General features: G+C 30.9%; 19 protein-coding genes. 14 read left to right on the top strand and 5 right to left on the bottom strand.

Features of this window, described 5'->3' with window-relative positions; translation table 11 throughout:
- The first annotated feature begins 203 nt into the window (after positions 1–203).
- A complete protein-coding gene (locus IEW75_RS02160; protein WP_134248396.1) occupies positions 204–536 on the top strand; it encodes a hypothetical protein in 333 nt (110 codons plus the stop codon).
- Positions 537–841: 305 nt separating this feature from the next.
- Positions 842–1171 carry a hypothetical protein gene (locus IEW75_RS02155; protein WP_134248395.1) on the top strand — a complete coding sequence of 110 codons (330 nt, stop codon included), beginning with the start codon at positions 842–844 and terminating at the stop codon, positions 1169–1171.
- Between the two features lie 44 nt (positions 1172–1215).
- Here the strand turns inward: IEW75_RS02155 and IEW75_RS02150 are convergent, their stop codons facing one another.
- The gene (locus IEW75_RS02150; protein WP_134248394.1) at positions 1216–2187 is read right to left on the bottom strand and encodes an endonuclease/exonuclease/phosphatase family protein; all 972 of its coding nucleotides are present in this window, start codon (positions 2185–2187) and stop codon (positions 1216–1218) included.
- Between the two features lie 172 nt (positions 2188–2359).
- Between IEW75_RS02150 and hflX the strand changes: the two genes are divergently transcribed.
- A complete protein-coding gene (gene hflX / locus IEW75_RS02145; RefSeq protein ID WP_134248393.1) occupies positions 2360–3577 on the top strand; it encodes a GTPase HflX in 1218 nt (405 codons plus the stop codon).
- Positions 3578–3676: 99 nt separating this feature from the next.
- Here the strand turns inward: hflX and IEW75_RS02140 are convergent, their stop codons facing one another.
- The gene (locus IEW75_RS02140; protein WP_134248392.1) at positions 3677–4096 is read right to left on the bottom strand and encodes an OsmC family protein; all 420 of its coding nucleotides are present in this window, start codon (positions 4094–4096) and stop codon (positions 3677–3679) included.
- Positions 4097–4247: 151 nt separating this feature from the next.
- On the opposite strand from IEW75_RS02140, the gene IEW75_RS02135 reads away from it, so the two are divergent.
- The 5 genes from IEW75_RS02135 (at position 4248) to IEW75_RS02115 (ending at position 12238) form a co-directional block, all read left to right on the top strand.
- Positions 4248–4826: a hypothetical protein gene (locus IEW75_RS02135; protein WP_134248391.1), complete on the top strand. Its 579-nt coding sequence runs from the start codon at positions 4248–4250 to the stop codon at positions 4824–4826.
- Positions 4827–4834: 8 nt separating this feature from the next.
- Positions 4835–6259, top strand: coding sequence for a flotillin family protein (locus IEW75_RS02130; RefSeq protein WP_134248390.1), 1425 nt, complete (start codon positions 4835–4837; stop codon positions 6257–6259).
- Between the two features lie 79 nt (positions 6260–6338).
- Entirely contained in the window at positions 6339–6626 is a 288-nt protein-coding gene (locus IEW75_RS02125; protein WP_134248389.1) for a hypothetical protein, read from the top strand.
- An 81-nt stretch (positions 6627–6707) separates the two neighbouring features.
- Positions 6708–10580, top strand: coding sequence for an FIDD domain-containing protein (locus IEW75_RS02120; protein WP_134248388.1), 3873 nt, complete (start codon positions 6708–6710; stop codon positions 10578–10580).
- 95 nt (positions 10581–10675) lie between these two features.
- The gene (locus tag IEW75_RS02115; protein WP_134248387.1) at positions 10676–12238 is read left to right on the top strand and encodes an NAD(P)/FAD-dependent oxidoreductase; all 1563 of its coding nucleotides are present in this window, start codon (positions 10676–10678) and stop codon (positions 12236–12238) included.
- Here the strand turns inward: IEW75_RS02115 and IEW75_RS02110 are convergent.
- Positions 12235–12831: an HAD family hydrolase gene (locus tag IEW75_RS02110; RefSeq protein WP_134248386.1), complete on the bottom strand. Its 597-nt coding sequence runs from the start codon at positions 12829–12831 to the stop codon at positions 12235–12237. The two genes, IEW75_RS02115 and IEW75_RS02110, sit on opposite strands and share 4 nt — an antisense overlap.
- A 71-nt stretch (positions 12832–12902) precedes the next feature.
- The gene (gene dprA, locus IEW75_RS02105) at positions 12903–14006 is read right to left on the bottom strand and encodes a DNA-processing protein DprA (RefSeq protein WP_134248385.1); all 1104 of its coding nucleotides are present in this window, start codon (positions 14004–14006) and stop codon (positions 12903–12905) included.
- A 96-nt stretch (positions 14007–14102) separates the two neighbouring features.
- On the opposite strand from dprA, the gene IEW75_RS02100 reads away from it, so the two are divergent.
- Positions 14103–15035: an HU domain-containing protein gene (locus tag IEW75_RS02100; RefSeq protein ID WP_134248384.1), complete on the top strand. Its 933-nt coding sequence runs from the start codon at positions 14103–14105 to the stop codon at positions 15033–15035.
- A gap of 65 nt (positions 15036–15100) precedes the next feature.
- A complete protein-coding gene (locus IEW75_RS02095; protein ID WP_134248383.1) occupies positions 15101–15607 on the top strand; it encodes an acyl-CoA thioesterase in 507 nt (168 codons plus the stop codon).
- A gap of 12 nt (positions 15608–15619) precedes the next feature.
- On the opposite strand, the gene IEW75_RS02090 is transcribed toward IEW75_RS02095, so the two are convergent.
- Complete coding sequence (locus IEW75_RS02090) at positions 15620–16798, bottom strand: acyl-CoA dehydrogenase family protein (protein WP_134248382.1); 1179 nt, start codon at positions 16796–16798, stop codon at positions 15620–15622.
- A 197-nt stretch (positions 16799–16995) separates the two neighbouring features.
- Here IEW75_RS02090 and IEW75_RS02085 point away from each other — a divergent pair, with 197 nt between their 5' ends.
- The 4 genes from IEW75_RS02085 (at position 16996) to purD (ending at position 22156) form a co-directional block, all read left to right on the top strand.
- The gene (locus IEW75_RS02085) at positions 16996–17397 is read left to right on the top strand and encodes a ribonuclease P protein component (protein WP_134248381.1); all 402 of its coding nucleotides are present in this window, start codon (positions 16996–16998) and stop codon (positions 17395–17397) included.
- Positions 17398–17456: 59 nt separating this feature from the next.
- Positions 17457–19097 carry a S41 family peptidase gene (locus tag IEW75_RS02080; RefSeq protein ID WP_134248380.1) on the top strand — a complete coding sequence of 547 codons (1641 nt, stop codon included), beginning with the start codon at positions 17457–17459 and terminating at the stop codon, positions 19095–19097.
- 63 nt (positions 19098–19160) lie between these two features.
- Positions 19161–20849 (top strand): DUF6909 family protein, encoded by a 1689-nt coding sequence (locus tag IEW75_RS02075; RefSeq protein ID WP_134248379.1) that lies wholly within the window; start codon positions 19161–19163, stop codon positions 20847–20849.
- Positions 20850–20884: 35 nt separating this feature from the next.
- Positions 20885–22156: a phosphoribosylamine--glycine ligase gene (purD, locus tag IEW75_RS02070; protein WP_134248378.1), complete on the top strand. Its 1272-nt coding sequence runs from the start codon at positions 20885–20887 to the stop codon at positions 22154–22156.
- The last annotated feature ends 66 nt before the right edge of the window (positions 22157–22222 follow it).

The following is a 22222-nucleotide window of genomic DNA, read 5'->3' as shown; positions in this document are numbered from 1 at the left end:
TAAACCTTTAAGCTTCAAAAAAACAGATTACAAACTTAATTCTATGCATATCAGATGTTTAAATAAATTTATTAAACTAAATAGATTAAAAAATATTTTTTTGAGGTTAAACAAATGTTAATCGAAATTTTTAAAAATAATGAATAAACTTTTCCCCATACATTTGAAATATCAAATATAAGTTTAACTAAATCTATCAAAAAATGAAAAAATTTAAATTAATAGCTATAGCCTTAGTAATAGGAACATCAAGTTTATTTGCAACAACTACAAGCAAATTAGAATCACCAGAAAAAACAATTAGAACTGAAATTATTGAACTATTAAAATCGCCCGATTTTAATATTGAAAAAGAAGTAACTATTATACTTACTTTTACTTTTAGTTCTGAAGGAGAAATAGTTGTTTTAAATGTAAATTCTAAAAACCCAGAAATTTTAAATTTTATTCGAAAAAATTTAAATTATCATAAAATTACCAATCCTGGAGAAAGAGATAAATTATATACAATGCCTTTAAAAATGAAAATATCATAACTAAAATATAAAAAATATAAAAACTCAAACATTAATTTTTGTTTGAGTTTTTTTATGGAACACATTTAACTTTTAACATAATTTAAGTTAATTCTCTATCAATAAACTTTTTGAACAAAATTTTTAAATCATTATTTAATAAATAGTTACGCGTTTAATTGGTTAAAAATTTAAGCTTCTAAAAAGCATTTTAATAAAATATGGGTTAAACAAATGTTAAGAGGCTTCATTTTGAAAGATTGCAGTACTATAAATCTTAATTTTAGTATCAAATAAAAAAGATGTTTAACTTAAATATACCAAAAATGAAAAAATTTAAATTATTGGCTTTAGCCTTGTTAATTGGTACATTTGGATTGTTTGCATCAAATTTTGAGAATCCAGATGTAACGAAAAAAGAACTTAGAAATCAGATTATTGAGCTGCTTCAAACTCCCGATTTTCCAGTTGAAGAAAACATGACCATCACCTTAAAATTTACCTTTAATTCGGAAGGTGAAATTGTAGTATTGTGCCCTGGTTGTAAAAACAAAGATGTTGTAAAATATATTAGAGAAAACTTAAATTATAAAAAATTTAAAAATCCAGGAATTCGAGATAAAATATATAAAATGCCTTTAACCATAAAGGCTTAATGAAATATAAAAAACTCAAACTAAAAAGTTTGAGTTTTTTATATTTAGTTCTTTTTTAAATATACATAAACCGGAAAGTGATCGCTAAAACCACCTTGATACCATTTACCAATATAAGTTCTAAAAGGATTTCCTTTGTATTTACCTTTCCATTCCTTTAAAAAATACTTATCAAAAACTTCTGCATATTTAAAAGAATGTGTATTTTCTTTAATGGACATAAAATTTTTAGAAAAAATTATTTGGTCAAATAAATGCCAAGTTCTTTTATAATTTAATGTTCCATTTCCAGTTGCTATTAAACGCTCCATTGGGTTGTAAAAAGTATCATTAACTAAATAATTTTTAACACTTTTACTTGTTGGATCATCGTTAAAATCTCCCATAATAATAATTTTGGCGTCTGGTGTTTGATTTGTAATTTTATAGGTAATACTCGCAACTAGTTCGGCTGCCTTTATTCTTTTCTCTTCAGTAAAATCTTCACCGCTTCTTCTAGACGGCCAATGATTTACCAATATATGAACCAACTCTCCATTTAAATTTCCTTTTACCAATAAAACATCTCGTGTATAATCTCTTTCGCCATTTTTAGCATTTAAGTAGAGTGGAAAAGTTTCTGAATGCAACAACTCAAATAATTCTTTTTTATAAAGCAAGGCAACATCAATCCCTCTTTCGTCCGGAGAATCGTAATGTACAATTCCATAGTTTTCATTTTTTAAATTATTTGTATTTACCAAATCAACCAAAACAGTTTGATTTTCAACCTCAACAACCCCAATAATAGCCGGAGCATGGAAGGATTTTTCTGTTCCCAGTTGTAGCATTACACTACCTAATTTTTTAATTTTTCTTTTATACCTTTTATAATTCCAGTTTTTTCTTCCTTTTGGAGTAAAATCATCATCTAAAGTAGTTGGATCATTTTTAGTGTCAAACAAATTTTCAAGATTGTAAAATGCAATTGTATAAGCTTGTTTATTTTTACCTTGTAACTTAAAATATGAAAACATAAAGAAGATTTAAAAATTAAATGTGAAATGCTAAAATAAGGATTTTTAATTGTTCAATTTAAAATTTGGCCAGAATCCTAAGAAAACAAGGGTACAACCTTTTATTTTACACTTCCAAATTAAAAAGAAATCATTTTCTGTTTTCGAATAAACAAATTTGTAAATTTGTAACATGATAGAAGAGAAAAAAGTAACATCTGAAGAAGCTGTTTTAATTGGAGTTGTAACACAACATCAAAATGAAGAGCAGTCTAACGAATATTTAGACGAGTTAGAATTTTTAACATTAACCGCAGGAGGTAAGGCGGTGGAAAGGTTTACTCAAAAATTAGAAAACCCACATCCAAAAACATATATCGGAACTGGTAAATTGGAAGAAGTAAAAGCTTTTATGGATGCCAATAATATTGAAACAGCCATTTTTGATGATGAACTTTCGTCATCACAATTACGTAATATTGAAAAAGTACTCGATTGTAAAGTGCTAGATAGAACCAATTTAATTCTAGATATTTTTGCTAGTAGAGCACAAACAAGTTATGCTCGTACACAAGTAGAACTAGCGCAATGTCAATATTTATTACCGCGTTTAACACGTTTATGGACACATCTTGAAAGACAAAAAGGTGGTATTGGAATGCGTGGTCCTGGGGAAACAGAAATTGAAACAGACAGACGTATAATTCGTGATAAAATAACCTTACTTAAAAAGAAACTAAAGGTTATAGATAAACAAATGGTAGTGCAGCGTAAAAACCGAGGAAAAATGGTACGTGTTGCGCTTGTTGGTTATACAAACGTTGGAAAATCTACATTAATGAATGTGGTAAGTAAAAGCGATGTTTTTGCTGAAAATAAATTATTTGCTACCTTAGATACTACCGTTAGAAAAGTGGTTATAAAAAATATTCCATTTTTATTAACAGATACCGTAGGTTTTATTAGAAAACTACCAACGCAATTAGTAGAAAGTTTTAAATCTACTTTAGACGAGGTTCGTGAAGCAGATTTGCTATTGCACGTTGTTGATATTTCACATCCAAATTTTGAAGATCATATTGCTTCTGTAAATAAAATTTTAGATGAAATTAAAAGTATAGATAAACCAACTATAATGGTGTTTAACAAAATTGATGCTTACAAACACCAAACTATTGATGACGATGATCTAGTCACCGAAAAAACTAAAAGTCATTATACATTAGAAGATTGGGAAAAAACATGGATGAACAAGTTAGATGATAATAATTGTTTATTTATTTCAGCCTTGAATAAGGAAAATATGGAAGAGTTTAGGGCAAAAGTTTTTGAAGAAGTAAAGAAAATACATATTACCCGATTTCCGTATAACGATTTTTTATATGATGAATATACCGAAGAAAATGAGTAAATAATTTATAAAAAAACTCTCATATTTAAAATGAGGTTTAAAAAATAGTAAAACTGGAATCTATAAATCAAAGATTCCAGTTTTTTTTTGAATCTTATTTTATTGTTCTATATAAACTATTTCATGAGAAATATCAGAAAACTTACGGAACATTTCAAAAACACCACAATAGCGCTCTACCGAAAGTTTTACCGATTTTTCAATTTTATCTTTCTTAAAATCACTTCCAAAAAACTTATACGTAACGTGCACTTTATCGTAAACTTTTGGGTGTTCTTCTGTTAAATTTGCTTCAACTTCAATTTTAAAATCATCAACTTCGGCGCGCATTTTTTTAAGCAACGAAGCAACATCCATTGCACTACAACCTGCCAAAGAACTTAACATCATAGCTTTTGGGCGCAATCCTTTTCCTTGTCCGCCTACTTCTTCAGCAGCATCAATCATTACAGAACCTTCTGGAGCAACCGATTCAAAAAGCATTTGACCTTTCCAACTAACTTCAACTTTATTTGTCATAATTCTAAATTTTAGAACACAAATTTAAATCATTTTTTTTCTTGAAACGTAACATTATTAACAAAAAGACAACTAATATATAACAACAATTATTTACTCACAATTCAATCAATATTTAGTATATTCGATTACTTATTTAAAATAATGCCTTATGAAAGAATTCTTTGAAGGAATGACAACCCTAGAACAAGCCTATTGGGGTTTTGCACTTTTAGGTTCCATTGTGTTTTTAATTATTTTTATTTTAACTTTTATTGGTGGTGGTGATTCAGATATGGAGGCAGATGCCAGTGATTTTGAGTCCGATGATGGCGGTGTTGGTTTTCAATTCTTCACTTTTAAGAATTTAGTAGCCTTTTTTACCATTTTTGGTTGGACAGGTATTACATGTATTGACAATGAGTTATCAACTGGTTTAACACTAATTCTCTCTATAATTGCAGGTTTATTAATGATGGTTTTAACATCATCTTTATTCTTTTGGATGCATAAACTTGCAGAATCTGGCACTTTAAAAATGGAAAATGCTATTGGTGTAATTGGCGAAGTTTATTTGCCAATTGGAGCAAAACGCTCTAAAATGGGAAAAGTTCAAATTAAAGTGCAAGGTAGTTTGCGCGAATTAGAAGCCATTACCGATAATGAAGAAGAATTAAAAACAGGCACCATGGTAAAAGTTACCGAAATTGTAAGTGCCGAATTATTATTAGTTGAAACCTTATCTAAATAAAAATACCTATGAATTTATTACCTTTTTTAGTACCCTTACAGTCTGGATTAACCGGAGTTTATTTAACTGCTGCCATAATAATTATACCAGTAGTATTTCTATTTGCAATGATACGAAGGTACAAACGTTGTCCTTCAGATCGAATTTTAGTCGTTTATGGAAAAACGGGAGGAGGACTCTCAGCAAAATGTGTACACGGTGGTGCTGCATTTATTTGGCCTATAATTCAAGATTATGAGTTTTTAGACTTAACTCCAATGTCTATTGAAGTAAATTTAACAAATGCATTAAGTAAACAAAATATCCGTGTAAATGTACCTTCTAGGTTTACCATTGGTATTTCAACCGAACCAAGTGTTATGCAAAATGCTGCCGAACGTTTATTAGGTTTACAATTAGACGCTGTGCAAGATTTAGCACAAGAAATTATTTTTGGTCAGTTACGTTTGGTTGTCGCTTCTATGGATATTGAAGAAATAAATTCTGATAGAGATCAATTTTTATCGCACATTACACATAGTGTTGAAGCTGAATTAAAAAAAGTTGGATTAAAATTAATCAACGTAAATATTACTGATATCCACGATGAATCTGGATATATTCAAGCTTTAGGAAAAGAAGCTGCTGCAAAAGCAATAAATGAAGCTAAAGTTTCAGTTGCTCAAAAAGTAAGAGATGGATCAATTGGTGAAGCTAACGCAATGCAAGACCAACGTATTCAAGTTGCTGCTGCTGATGCAAATGCTGTTCACGGTGAAAATACTGCGAAAGTACAAGTTGCAAATTCAAATGCAGACAGAAGATCTCGTGAAGCAGAAGCCGAAAGAATTGCAAATGCATCTGAAAAAGTACAAGCTGCAAAAGCACTAGAAGAAGCGTATGCAGCTGAAAAAATTGCTGAAGACGCCAGAGCAAAACGTAAAGAAGCTGAACAAGGTGCCGATATTATTGTGCCAGCTAGAATTGATAAGCAAAAAATAGAAATAGATGCTGAAGCTGAAGCTGAACAAATTAGACGTATTGCAAAAGGTGAAGCGGATGCCATTTTTATGAAAAAAGAAGCGGAAGCAAAAGGTATGTACGAAATACTAACCAAACAAGCTTTAGGTTTAGAGCAAATAGTAAAAGCTGCTGGAGATGATGCTAAAGATGCTGTGCTATTATTAGTTGCAGACAAACTACCTGAATTAGTTAAAACACAAGCTGAAGCCATTAAAAATATTAAAATTGATAAAGTTACTGTTTGGGAAAACGGTGGTGGAAAAGATGGTAAAACATCTACTTCAAACTTTATTTCTGGAATGTACAAATCCGTTCCACCTCTACAAGAAATGTTTAATATGGCAGGTATGCAATTGCCAAATTATTTAAAAGGTGAAGAAGTTGAAAATACTTCTGAAAAACCAACAGAAGATACTACGCCTAAAGAATAATTAATTTTTAAATATAAAAAAGAGACTATCTGGAAAATATAACTTTCTATATAGTCTCTTTTTTTAATTAGCTTAGCATATGAGTTTTGGAGGTCATGTAAATGACATGGTGAATAAAATAAAGCAAAATGCTGCTTTAAAAAATGCCCGTCGTAAAAAATTTAAAAGTGGCAACGATTATTCTAAAATCAAAATCATAAAAACAACTTATAATATTCCTAAACTTTCAAAAAGTGATTTAAACACTTTTAAACAAAAAATTGTTAAAGTAGCCGCAAAAGAAAAAAGGAAACAACAACTTTACTGGATTCTTGGAGCAATTAGTGTTTTAATTAGCATCTTAATTTTTAATTTTGTTGACTTTTAATTAAAAAGTCAACCTAAATTATCGACTCTTTTTGGTATTTAATTTGTTATTTTACAATTGCAAAGTTTTAATACAAGGTTGATGCATTCTAAAATATTTAATTTTATACCATTCTTTATTGTCTTTTGTTTTTTTGGCACTAAAAGTTGGTCTCAAACAGATGCGCCTCCACAAATAGAAGCTGTTGGAAATTCGTTCTTTTGCCCAAATACAGAACAACCAATAGTTAGTTCATTTAATATTTCAAACCCTAATGATGTTGAAATTGTTAAACTTTTTATTCAAATTTCTGAAGGATATGTTAGTACTCAAGATAGGTTAAAACTAAATGGAAATCACCCAGTAACTTCCGCTTTCAATATTTCTGAAGGAAAATTAACGCTTACTTCTTCAGAAACCAAAAATGAAGCTATGATTGATTTGATAAACGCTGCCAAAGATGTTTATTTTACAAGCGCAAGCACAGTTTCAGGAGAAAAAAAGTTCTCATTCACAATTAATGACAAAAACTATTTACCATCAACTGGGCACTATTACGAATACATTAGCGATACTGGCATTACTTGGAAAGATGCAAAAATAGCAGCTGAAAAATTAGATTATTATGGATTAAAAGGATATTTAGCTACCATAACTTCTTTAGAAGAAGCGCAACTTTCAGGCGAACAAGCTCCCGGACAAGGTTGGATAGGTGGAAGTGACGAAGCTGTTGAAGGTACTTGGAAATGGGTTACGGGTCCTGAGGCTGGAAAAACCTTCTGGGTTGGTGGTATTAATGGCACAACAAACGGTACAGATATAAACCCTCCATTTGAATATTGGAGTGGAAATGAACCAAATGATTGGCCAAACGCTGGAATACAAGGAGAAGAAAATTACTTACACGTTTATGATAACGGAAAATGGAATGATTATCCAAATTCCAACTCAAGCATTACAGGTTATATTGTTGAATACGGTGGAATGCCCGGAGATCCAATTGTTGATTTTGGAAATAATGAAACTTCTTTAACTGTTGCTGAAATTTCAAATCCTATTGGTGATGAACGCTGCGGTCCTGGAGAAGTAACGCTAAAAGCAACTTCATCTAGCGGACATCTACTTTGGTTTGAAACACCAACTAGTGCAACTCCAGTTGGAAGTGGTGACATATTAAAAAAATCAATTTCAACAACAACCTCGTTTTACGCACTAGCGTCATCAGATGGAAATTGTACAGAAGGAAAAAGAACAGAAGTAATTGCTACAGTAAAAGAAATCCCAAGAATTACTTCTGTAACACCCTCAACTATTTGCAAAAACAATTCTGCAACTTTAAATGCAACTGTCTCTTCTGGCACTATAAATTGGTACAATACAAAAACAGGTGGTTTTTCTTTAAATACTGGCCCTAATTACACCATTTCAAATGCAACCACAACTACTACTTATTATGTAGATGCAACAGAAAACGGATGTACAACACTCGAAAGAACGCCCATAATTTTAACTGTTATTCAAGTAGAGAAACCAACAACATTGCTTCCAGAACAATATTTTTGCGATACTGAAAATGCAACCTTAGGTGATTTAAATATTAATGGAAATTCTATTTTATGGTACGAAACTAAAACAAGCACTATACCAATAGATACTAATGAATTATTAGTTAATAATACAACATATTACGCTTCTCAAACAGTAAATTCATGTGAAAGTGAGGAACGTCTAGCCATTAAAGCTGTTTTATACGAAACTCCAACTCCTTTAGAAATAATTCCTAAAATAACAACATGCGATTCCGACTCTTTTGGAACTGATACAGATGGAATTGAATATTTTGATTTAACCGAAAATAAAGCTTCCATTTTAAATGAAAAAAATACCGATGATTTTACAATTTATTATTATTCGGATACAGGTTTAAATAACCAAATTACAAATCCTTCAAAGTATAAAAATACAATTGTTGGTAGTCCTCAAACTATCTATTTCAAAATTGAAAACAAAAATTTAACCAAATGTAGCGTAACTGGTTCTTTTCAAATTGAAGTAAATCCATTGCCTATGCTAAAGGCTTCCGAAGTAGTTTTAGAACAATGCGATAACGACGAAACTAATGATGGTTTTAGTGTTTTCAACTTAAATGAAGCCAATGAATTAATTTCAGAAAATTATCAAAATGAAACTTTTGAATTTTATAGAGATTCAGCATATTTGGATAAAATTGAAAATCCAATTGCTTATGAAAACCCAAGTGTTATTAACAGTGCTGTTTATGTAAAAATTAAAACCATAAATGGTTGTGAGCGTTTTGCAAAAATTAATTTAAAAGTGGGTGCAACTCAAATACCAAGCGATTTTCATTTAGATTATTATTTGTGTGAAGACCAGCCATCAAACAACCAAGATGGACGTACTTTTTTTAATTTTAGTGATGCAACACAGCAATTAATTGCTACAAAACCCGTGTTTTCTTCGCAAGAAGTACGTATTAGTTATTTTGAGAATTTAGAAGATGCATTGTCCGAAATAAATGCAATTCCAAATATTTCAAACTATAAAAATTCATCACCTTGGGAACAAAAAATATATATTAGAATTGATAGTGACGATGTAAATGCTTGTTTAGGTTTAAATCACGTTATAACTTTACATGTTGAACAGCTTCCAGTTGCAAATCCAGTAACTATTGAACGTCAATGTGATGATGACCAAGATGGATTATTCCCTTTTGATGTTTCAGCAATAGAATCAACAATTAGAAACGAACAAACCGATATTACAATTAGTTATTTCGATGAACAAGGAAATGTTTTGCCCAGTCCGTTACCAAATCCGTTTTTAACAAAAAGTCAAACAATTACAATAAAAGTTGAAAACAATAATTCTACCATAAATCCAGCTTGTTTTGATGAAACAACTTTGGAATTTATTGTTGATGATGCGCCAGAATTGTATCCTGTAACAATAGAACCGCTTTGCGATGATGGTGAAGATACCACAGATGGATTTTCATATTTTAATACTTCAAACATAGAAACAAGTTTATTAGGAGGACAAATTAATATGGAAGTTTTTTATTTTGATGCAGATAACAATCCTTTACCTAGTCCTTTACCGAATCCATTTTTTACAGCATCACAAACTGTAACAGTTATTATACAAAACCCTCTAAATAAGGCCTGCAGCGTTTCAACAAACTTAAATTTTGTTGTAAATCCGTTACCGAGTTTCGAAGTTATTCCCGAACAAATACTGTGTTTAAATACGCCACCAACAGTTTTAGAACCTATAAATCCAGAGGATAATTATACGTATCAATGGTTTAATGATAAAGGAACTCTTTTAAGTAATCAGGCTTCATATCCTACTTATGAAGGAGGTTTTTTTATAGTTATTGCCACCTCTAATCTTGGTTGTGAATCCTTACCTCGCACAATCTTTGTTGAAAAATCTGATGTTGCAACTATTGATTTAGACGACGTAATTATTGTTGATGATTCCAGCAATAATTCAATAACAATAAATGATGCCAATAACAATTTAGGCGATGATGATTATGAATATTCTTTAAATGATGAATTTGGACCTTTTCAAAATACACCATTTTTTGATGATGTTCCAGCAGGAATTCATACATTGTATGTAAGAGATACTGATAATTGCGGAACTGCTTCTTTAGAAATTTCAATAATTGGCTACCCTAAATTCTTTACTCCAAATAACGATGGTTATAATGATACTTGGAATATTATTGGAATAAGTAGCGATTTTTATCCAACTTCTACACTTAATATTTTTGATAGATATGGAAAATTAGTAGCACAAATAAATCCAACTATTGAAGGATGGAATGGTTTATACAATGGCAAGGAATTACCGTCAACAGACTATTGGTTTACTGTTGAATTAAAAGATAAAACTGGAAAAATTCGCAACAAACAAGGGCATTTTAGTTTGATTAGAAAGTGATTTTTTATCAAAAATCAATTGACCTGATTTTCCTGCAAGTTTAAAGTCAAAAACCTGAGTTCATAGTTCTTTTAATTTTACCTAATTTTGCCACAATGGTAAAAGAGATTCAAATTAGAGTGCCAATTAAAGAAACCAATAAAGAAGGTATTCTAAAGATAAAGGCTGCGCAACAACTAAAAATTGATAGCAAAACTATTAATTCAGTAAAAGTATTGCGGAAATCTATTGACGCCAGAAAAGCTGCAATTATCTTTAATTATAAATTAGCTGTTTATATTAATGAGCCGCAGCCAGAAACTTCAGAATATACTTTTAATTATAAAGATGTTTCTTCAGCAAAAGAAATTCATATAATTGGTTTTGGTCCTGCTGGAATGTACGCTGCTTTGCGCTGTATAGAATTAGGTTTTAAACCTATTGTTTTAGAACGTGGAAAAAATGTACGTGACAGAAGACGCGATTTACGCGCTATTAATCAGTTTCATATTGTTGATGAAGATTCTAATTACTGTTTTGGTGAAGGCGGTGCAGGAACCTATTCCGACGGAAAATTATACACCCGAAGTTTAAAACGTGGCGATGTTAGAAGAATTTTTGAAAATCTTGTATATCACGGAGCAACAGATCAAATTTTAGTAGATGCACATCCGCATATTGGAACCAACAAATTACCGAAAGTTGTAAAAAATATTAGAGAAACTATTTTAAAACATGGTGGCGAAATTCATTTTGAAAGCCGTGTTGTAGATTTTACCATAAAAGAGAATAAATTAAAAGCCATTCAACTGCAAAATGGTAATGAAATGGATGTAAATGCTGTAATTTTAGCAACAGGACATTCAGCCAGAGATATTTATTATTTACTAAAAAGAAAAGATATTGCTATAAAATCTAAGTCATTTGCAATGGGAGTTCGTGTAGAACATCCTCAAGAAATTATTGATTCAATTCAATACCATTGCAAGGGAAAAAGAGATGAATTATTACCAGCAGCTTCTTACAGCTTGGTACATCAGGTAAATGGTAGAGGCGTGTATTCATTTTGTATGTGTCCGGGTGGATTTATTGTACCAGCAGCAACTGCAAATGGCGAAGTTGTAGTAAACGGTATGTCGCCATCTAAAAGAAATAATTTATTTGCAAATTCAGGGATTGTTGTTGAAATTAATGCTGAAAAAGATTTATACAAATACGAACAATTTGGAGAATTAAAAGGGCTCGAATTTCAAAAAGATTTAGAAAAATTGGCGTGGGTTGCTGGTGGAAAAACACAAGCTGCTCCAGCACAACGTTTAACAGATTTTGTTGAAGGAAGATTATCTGATACTTTAAATCCAACTTCTTATCAACCTGAATTAAAATCGACTACTTTACATTCTATTTTACCAAAACAAATTGGAGGTAGATTACGCAAAGGTTTTGCTGAATTCGGCAGAAAAATGCACGGTTATTATACAGCTGAAGCTAATGTAATTGGTGTAGAATCCAGAACTTCATCTCCAGTAAATATACCAAGAAAAGAAACTTTAGAACATCCTGAATTACAAGGATTATTTCCTTGTGGAGAAGGTGGTGGTTATGCTGGCGGTATTGTTTCTGCTGCAATGGACGGTGAACGCTGTGCTGAAGCTGCTATTGCGGCTTTCAAAAACTAAACTGTAAACTCCATTTCAAAATACTCGTTAACATCAACAACTTGCATCCCAGCAGTTTCTGCGGCTTGCATACCTAAAATCCCATCTTCAAAAACAATACAATCTGTAGGGTTAATTTCCATCAATGCTGCACATTTTAAAAAAGTTTCTGGATGTGGTTTCGGATTTTCAATATCATTTGCAGTAATTACAATCTCAAAAAAATGAGACATTTCAATAACTTCTAATGTTTTTTTAGCACCATTTCTGGTACTTCCTGTTCCAATAGACATTGGTAAAATATTGTGGTATTTTCTAACAACATCTGCTACAATAGAAATTTCTTGTGTTTGATGTACCATTTTTTTAAAAGTATCTCCTTTTACTTTTCCAACAGTAGCAGGATCCATATTAGTTCCAAATTGTTCGTTTAGTTTTAAAATTGTTGCTTCTCTAGGTTTTCCTGTTAAAGATTTAAACAATTCTGCACTAAAATCTATTCCGAAAGGTGATACTGCTTCTCTCCAAGATAAAAAATGGTTTTGCATGGTGTTTGCAATGGTTCCGTCTAAATCAAAAATAAGTCCTTTTACGTTTTTTGGTATTTTAATCATTGTAATTTTATAAGCGGCAAAAATAAGGATTATTGAAGGAATACTATTTATAATTATAACTAAAGAAATTGTTAAATAGCTTCGAACATTTTTCCTGGCAATGGTTTTACAACACCTTTCATTTCAAGGTTAAATAAAATGGTAATTGTTTTATAAACTGGTAACTTACAACTCAACGAAATAATATCTAACAGTTCTTTTCCATCCTTAAGTAAAAAATCGTAAACCTGCTGTTCAGTTTCATCTAAATCTACAAACAACTGTTTTTGTATTGCTCTTTCTTTTTTAGTTTCAAGATCCCAATTTAACATTTCAACCAAATCTTTTGCAGAAGTTAAAATAGCGGCTTTATTTCTTTTAATTAAATCGTTGCATCCTTTACTAAAATTATCAGTACTTCTACCAGGAACAGCAAAAACATCTCTACTATAAGAATTTGCAATATCGGCAGTTACTAAAGAACCACCTTTTTCGGCAGATTCGATAATAATTGTAGCTTCAGAAATACCTGCTACAATTCTATTTCTTTTTAAAAAATTTTCACGTTGTAATGCATCGTTATGCCAAAAATCGGTAATAAAACCACCATTTTTATTGATTTCAGCAACATATTTTTTATGAGATTTCGGATACATTTCTTCAAAACCATGCGCCAATACTGCAATAGTTTGCAATTCGTTTTTTAGAGCAGCTTTATGTGCACAAATATCCACCCCATAAGCAAAACCACTTACAATTATTGGATTGTATGGTTTTAATTCTGAAATTAATTTTTCGCAAAAATCGCGTCCGTAGCTTGTAATTTTTCGCGTACCAACAATGCTAATTATTGGTTGTTTTGCGAGGTTAAAATTTCCTTCTTTAAAAATTAAAATTGGAGCATCAATACAATGTTTTAACTTATCAGGATAGTTTTTATCTTCAAAATAAAACGTTTCAATATCATTTTTTTGAATGTAAGTCAGCTCAATTTCTGCTTCCTTTAAATTTCCTTTATCAAATAAATGTTGCAACGTAAAAGCACCTATTCCATTAATTTTTTGAAGAACGTGCCGCTTCTCTTTTAGCACATTTTTTGCGCTTCCACAGTGAGATATTAACTTTTTTGCATTAATATCTCCTATTCCTTTTACACGTTGTAAGGCTAAAATATACAATAAATCTTCTTCGAGCATCTTTTAACAATTTGAAATTCAATATATAAAATTATTGTTAATAAAAATTAGTCTTTCCTTATATTTTTAGAACAGTTTTCCGTTATATTTGTTTTAATGACATTAGCAACATACATAAGCGATTTATTATACAGGTACGAATGTGTAATTGTTCCAAATTTTGGAGGTTTTGTAACTAACGAAATTTCAGCAAAAGTGAACCATTTTACACATACATTTTATGCGCCTTCAAAGCAACTAACTTTTAATGCGAATTTGCAAAATAACGATGGTTTATTGGCAAATTATATTGCTTCATCCGAAAATATTTCCTATTCAAAGGCGCTTGATAATATTTATAAAGAAGTTGAATCTTGGGAAAATATTTTAAAAAATGAAGCGCTTTCAATTGAAAATATTGGAACTTTTTCTATAAACAGTAATGGTAACTATATTTTTGAACCTGCTAATACCATAAATTATTTAACTTCATCTTTTGGATTAAATAATTACAATTCACCAGCCATAAAACGTATAGAATACAAGCAAAAAGTAAAACAATTAGAAACTATTGCTCCTGTTTTACCAACAAAAGAAAGTACTAGAAAAACACCTGCTTTTATTAAATATGCCGCAAGTGCTGCTATTCTTTTTGCTTTAGGAACACTTGGTTGGAATGAATACCAAAAAACTGAATACAATAATTTAGTTGCCGAATCCGAACAGCAACAACAACAAGTTGAAAAAACCATACAAGAAGCGACTTTTGTAATAGCTAATCCGCTGCCTGCAATTACCTTAAATGTTACCAAACAAACCTATAATTACCATATTATTGCTGGGGCATTTAGAGAACCTTTAAATGCAGAAAAAAAACTAAACGAGTTGGTTGAAAAAGGATATAATGCTAAAATTTTAGGTGTTAATAAATGGAATTTAACACAAGTTTCTTATGCAAGTAGCAATTCTAAAAATGAAGCCATAAATACTTTAAACAACATCAAAAGAACCATTTCTAAAGACGCTTGGTTATTGGTAAAAGAATATTAAAACTCAACATTTACATCCTCATTTTTTTTAATAAAATAGCTTTATATTTGCCAAAAATTTAAGGCATGATTAAAACACCTAAAGAATCTTTAACCATACTTACAGACATTGTTTTACCTGGTGAAACCAATCCGTTAGGAAACCTTTTTGGAGGTGAATTATTGGCTAGAATGGACAGAGCTTGTAGTATTGCTGCACGCCGTCACTCTAGGAGAATAGTAGTTACTGCATCAGTAAATCATGTTGCTTTTAGTAAAGTTGTTCCCGTTGGAAGTGTGGTTACAATTGAAGCTAAAGTTACCCGTGCATTTAAATCTTCTATGGAAATTTACGTAGATGTTTGGAGTGAAGATAGAGAATCTCAAGAACGTTCTAAAGTAAATGAGGGTATTTATACGTTTGTTGCTGTTGACACGACTGGAACGCCGGTAAGGGTTCCACAAATACAACCTGAAACAGCTCTTGAAAAAGAACGTTTTGAAGGCGCATTACGAAGAAAACAACTAAGTTTAATTCTTTCCGGGAAAATGAAACCTCAAGAAGCTACTGAGTTAAAAGCACTTTTTGCTTAAGTGAATATTTTTTTACTTAAAAGCCTGATGCCCAGTAATATCCAACCCTGTAATTAATAAATGAATATCGTGTGTTCCTTCATAGGTAATTACACTTTCTAAATTCATCATGTGGCGCATGATAGAATATTCACCCGTAATTCCCATTGCTCCAAGAACCTGACGTGCTTCTCTAGCTATTTTTAAAGCCATATCTACGTTGTTACGTTTTGCCATTGATATTTGAGCTGAAGTTGCTTTATTTTCATTCTTTAAAGTTCCTAAGCGCCATGTTAGCAATTGAGCTTTAGTGATTTCAGTAATCATTTCAGCCAATTTCTTTTGTTGCAATTGTGTTGCAGCAATTGGTTTATCAAATTGGATTCGTTCTTTAGCATAGCGTAATGCGGTATCGTAACAATCCATTGCTGCTCCAATTGCACCCCAAGCAATTCCGTAACGCGCAGAATCTAAACAACCGAGTGGCGCACCTAAACCATCTTTATTTGGCAATATATTTTCTTTTGGGATTTTAACATTATCAAAAATTAATTCTCCTGTTGATGAGGCTCTTAAACTCCATTTATTATGAGTTTCTGGAGTTGTAAACCCTTCCATGCCACGCTCAACAATAAGTCCTTTTATACGTCCTTCCTCATTTTTAGCCCAAACAACAGCAATATCAGCAAAAGGTGCATTTGAAATCCACATTTTTGCTCCATTCAGTAAAAAATGGTCACCCATGTCTTTAATTTTGGTTTCCATCCCGCTCGGATTTGATCCGTGGTTAGGTTCCGTTAAACCAAAACAACCCATAAATTCTCCAGTAGCTAATTTTGGTAAGTATTTTTTGCGCTGTGCTTCGTTTCCATATTTCCAAATTGGATACATAACTAACGAAGATTGCACAGAAGCTGTAGATCTAACTCCAGAATCGCCACGTTCAATTTCTTGCATAATTAAACCATAACTCATTTGATCTAAACCTGCTCCACCGTATTCTTCAGGGATATAAGGTCCAAAAGCTCCAATCTCAGCCAAACCCGCAATAATTGAAGTTGGAAATTTGGCTTCTTGTGCAGCTTCTTCAATAATTGGAGAAACTGAACGTTTTACCCATTCTCTGGCGGCATCTCTTACTAATAAATGCTCTTCGGTTAATAATGCATCTAATTGATAATAATCCGGAGCTTGAAATAAATCTTGTGACATTCTGTTATAATTATGGTTTGCACACAAATTTACTAATTAAAGTCTTTTCAATTTAATTTTTTAAAATCTTTTATTCGTTACATTTGTGGTTAAGCACAAATTAGTAGCAAAACTAATTTGCGATATCAAAAATTGACAAATATTAATAGCACCAAAATTGTAGAAAAAATCTTAGTTTAGGTTTTTGATTAACACAAATGAGTTATACTTTAGGAAAAGAAGAAAAATTAAAAAGTAAAAAATTAATTGAGCAACTATTTGCTGAAGGAAACCACGTAAAATCATTTCCTTTAAGATTGATTTATTTACCTATACACCATGGTGCGGAATTTCCAATAAAAACAGGGTTTTCTGTGCCAAAAAGAAATGTAAAATTAGCCGTTAACCGCAATAGAATAAAACGATTAATGCGTGAAGTTTATAGAATAAATAAACATTTTTTTACAAAAAATTTAAATGAACAATATATTTTTATGTTTATTTATATGGCAAAGGAAGAAATAAATTATGTTGATTTAGAGGCATCTTTAAAAAAGGTAATCTCAAAATTTGACACAAAAATTAAGGAAGATGAAACGAGCAATCTAAAGGGTATATAGATTAATGAAATGGCTCATAGCGAACAGCATGTGACCTTTAATAAAAATAAAATAGACACATGAAAACTAAAATTAAAAAATGGATACTTGCTGTTTTTGTAACTATTACAGTTGCAATTTCCGCTGGGTTTCAATCAGATTTTTTTGAAATAGCTAAACAAATAGATATTTATACAACTATGTTTAAAGAACTAAACATGTATTATATAGATGAAGTGAATCCTGGTGAATTAACTACTAAATCTATTAATTATATGCTTGGTAATTTAGATCCTTACACTCGATTTTACGACGAGCAAGGTGTTGAAGATGCCAGAATTAGAGCAACTGGTGAATATGGGGGAATTGGAGCAATTTCAAAATTTAAAAACAACACCGCAATTATTAGAGAAATATTAAAAAATTCACCCGCTGAAAAAGCTGGTTTAAAACCTGGAGATAACATATTGAAAATTGGAGACCTCGATGTTAAAGATTTTGAAGAAATTGGTATTTCAAGTATATTAAACGGATTGCCGAATACTAAAGTAAAACTCAAAATTGAACGTCAAAATAAAGAATTAGAAATAGAAATAACACGAAAAAAAATTATCCAAAAAGCAGTTCCTTTCTACACCATGATTGCTACAGAAGTTGGTTATATTTCTTTAGTTAAATTTAACGAAAAAGCGGCTGAAGAAGTAAAAGCCGCGTTTTTAGACTTAAAGGAAGATGGAATGCAAAAATTAATTATTGATGTTAGAAGCAATCCTGGGGGCTTGTTAAATGAAGCTGTATCAATAGTTAATTTTTTTATACCAAAAAATAAAGTTGTAGTAACTACAAAAGCTAAAACTAAGAAGGAAAGCGCCACCTATAAAACCAAAAACGAACCTATAGATTTAGAGATTCCACTTACCATTTTAATAAATAACCGATCTGCTTCTGCTTCAGAAATTTTAGCAGGTTCTTTACAAGATTATGATAGAGCTATTGTCCTTGGAGAGCGTTCTTTCGGTAAAGGTTTAGTGCAACGCTACAAACCATTATCTTACGGGACACAAATGAAATTAACTATATCAAAATATTATACACCAAGCGGAAGGTGCATTCAAGAATTGGATTATACAAACAGAGACGATAAAGGTAATATTCCAAAATTTTCTGATACTGGAAGAGAAACCTATACAACAGAAAAAGGAAGAACCGTTTATGGAGGTGGAGGAATTTTACCAGATATTGAAATTAAAAAACCTACAACTACTAAAACCACTGAAGTATTGTTAAATTCAGATGCGCTTTTTAACTATACCACCAACTATTTTTATAACAATCCAACTATTTTAGAACCTTCAAAATTCAATTTAAAAGATGAGGATTTTGATGCTCTTTTAAAATATTTAAGTAAAAATCAGCGTGATTTTGAAACTGAAACTGAAGCCGAATTTAACAAAGCGCTAGAAAAAGCTGCTTTAGAAAACTTAGGGAAAAACTTAGAAAAAAAATATACTGATTTATTAGAAGTTATTCAATCAGAAAAATTAAATGAATTAGAAAAAAACAAAGAAGAAATTATAAGTAAATTAACTGAAGAAATTGTAAAACGTTATTTTTATATTGAAGGTGTTTATCAGCAAAAGACAGTATTTGATTCAACAATTTTAAAAGCATCTAGCATTTTAAACAATAACACTGCCTATCTTAAAGTATTTAATAATTAATTACAATAAACCAATTACATAACTCTGCAGAGATATTGTATCTTTGTAATTCAAAAAATTTGTATGACACAATCAAAAATTCACGGTAGAACTAGGGCGCAAGAATCTTCTAATGCAATAGAACGTTTATATATTAGTATGCGTCATTTATTTAGTAGAGGTTTTTACAAACCAATGGGGATTTCGGGTGATGCATTACGAGAATCTTTACTATTATTACGTCCAGAAATTTATGGATCAATAGCTGAAGAAAAAGTTGAATTAAATGGATTAATTTATGTTATTGAACGCCTTCCAATGGGAATTGAAGAATGTAGATTTATTAATCTAACATCAGACGAAGGTTATTCAAAATCACATTTTAAACCAATAATTCCTCCAAAAAGAAGAAGAAATTGTTTCAGAATAGATAAAGATCAAATGAATATTGAAGTTACCAGAGGAAGATCTGAAATCTATGATATTCTAACACATTTAACATTTTTATTTGTTGAATCTCATAAAATTGCTTCTAAAGTTTTAATCGACAATGGAAATAAATCAATTAGAGAATGGAATAAGTTAGAAGATGTTGTACTTCATAATAAAAAAATAACAGAAAACGAACGCGATATAATGCTTGCACATCTAGCAAGTATATTGGGTAGAACTTTTGAAGAGGCTCAAAATGTTTACTTACTTTTAAGTGTTAAAAGCAATCCAGATAGGTTTTTTCAAATTATTTATTGGTTAGGAAAATTAGCAATTAACGAAAAAACACAAAATTTAAAAAGAGAAATTAATTTTAGCCCTGTGCTGCGCGAACGCCTTGGACATCATATTTTTGGAGAAATATGGGCAACTAATATTAAAAAAGTATTAGAAGAAAATAACTTATTAAAAAGGCCAATTCATATTATAAGTGCAAATATGCACAGCGTTATGAATTCCATTTACGCACCTATTGTTTTACCACAACAAATTAAAGATAATAACTTATTATCTTTATTTCAACTGTTAAGTAAAGACGAAAATGAAGATTTACGTCATCAAGTTAAAGAATTTGCACGTGATAATGGATTATTTTACATTAAAGATACGTTTGGAACCAATATTAATGTACAGGTAATTGATACTGATAAAATTGATATTTCTAAAACCCAGTACAAACTGGAAAATAGTTTAAATGAAGAAGGGAAACCAGTACTTATTGTAATGGATTATGCATTCGGTGAACAGGCTTATGAAACTATGGATGAGCTTTTAAAGCCTTATAAAGATACCAAAGGTAAAAAATACCACTTAAATGTAGATTCTGTTTCAATAATGGGTAAAGCAGGAATTTTAGAAGGTGGAAAAGGTGACATTATGATACCTTCATCACATATTTTTGAAGGAACTGCAGATAATTATCCGTTTAAAAATCAACTTAAAAAGAGTCAATTTGAAGGTTGTGGTGTAGATGTTTATACAGGAGCAATGGTAACTGTTTTAGGAACTTCACTTCAAAATAAAGACATTTTAAAATTCTTTCACGATTCAACTTGGAAAGTTACGGGGCTTGAAATGGAAGGTGCACACTATCAAAAAGCAATTCAGGCAGCTTCAAAAATTAGAGGAAATATCTCTAGAAAAGTAAAAGTTAGGTATGCATATTATGCTTCAGATAATCCTTTAGAAACAGGAAGTACATTAGCTTCAGGTGGTTTAGGAACAACTGGAGTATTGCCAACCTACGTAATTACTCAAAAAATATTAGAACAAATTTTTTAATTCAATACTATAAATAGCTTAAAATAACATTACAAATGAATGTATTAATACTTGGATCAGGAGGAAGAGAACACGCAATGGCTTGGAAAATAGCACAAAGCAACTTATTAAATAAGCTGTTTATTGCTCCTGGAAATGCTGGGACTAAAGAAGTAGGTACTAATTTAAATATAAATCAAACGGATTTTGAAGCTATAAAAAAGGCTGTTTTAGAACACCAAATTAAACTGGTTATTGTGGGCCCAGAAGATCCTTTGGTTAAAGGAATTCACGATTTCTTTTTAAATGATTCGGACTTAAAAAATATACCAGTAATCGGACCTCAAAAATATGCTGCACAACTAGAAGGAAGTAAAGAGTTTGCAAAAGAATTTATGTCCAGACATAACATTCCAACTGCGGCTTATAAAAGTTTTACCTCTGAAAATTTAGATGAAGGATATGCGTTTTTAGAAACTTTAACCGCTCCGTACGTTTTAAAAGCTGATGGTTTAGCTGCTGGAAAAGGTGTGTTAATTTTAAACGACTTACAAGAGGCAAAAAACGAACTTACAGAGATGTTGGCAAACAAAAAGTTTGGCGCAGCAAGTAGTAAAGTAGTTATTGAAGAGTTTTTAACAGGAATAGAACTTAGTTGCTTTGTGTTAACCGATGGAAAGAGTTATGTTACTTTACCAAGTGCAAAAGATTACAAAAGAATCGGAGAAGGAGATAAGGGTTTAAATACCGGTGGAATGGGAGCTGTATCACCAGTACCTTTTTTAACGGATGCAATAATGCTAAAAATAGAAACTCAGGTTATAAAGCCAACAATTGATGGGTTTCAAAAAGATAGTATTAGTTATGTTGGCTTTGTATTTATTGGATTGATTTTAGATAAAGGCGAAATTAAAGTAATTGAATACAATTGCCGTATGGGAGATCCAGAAACTGAAGTTGTTATACCACGAATTGAAAGTGACTTTTTAGAGCTTTTAATTGCTACTGGAAATAAAGAATTACATACTAAAACTATTGAATTTAAAAAAGAAAGTGCCTGTACAGTTATGTTAGTCTCTGGCGGTTACCCACAAGCTTATGAAAAAGGAAAAGAGATTTTTGGTTTAAACACTATCGAAAATTCTATTCCATTTCACGCAGGAACTACTATTAAAGATGACAAAGTTGTTACAAATGGTGGAAGAGTAATTGCAATTACATCTTACGGAACTAATTTTAATGAAGCTTTAAAACAATCATATAAAAATATTGAAAAGCTATGTTTTGAAGGCATGAATTATAGAAAGGACATTGGTTTTGACTTGTAAAAAAAAATTCTTGTTGCACCATTAAATTGGGGCTTAGGACACGCAACACGCTGCATACCAATAATC

Origin of the sequence: Lutibacter litoralis, from assembly GCF_014646675.1 — a bacterium.
Taxonomy (GTDB): domain Bacteria; phylum Bacteroidota; class Bacteroidia; order Flavobacteriales; family Flavobacteriaceae; genus Lutibacter; species Lutibacter litoralis.
This window is presented reverse-complemented; position numbering and strand designations above follow the sequence as displayed.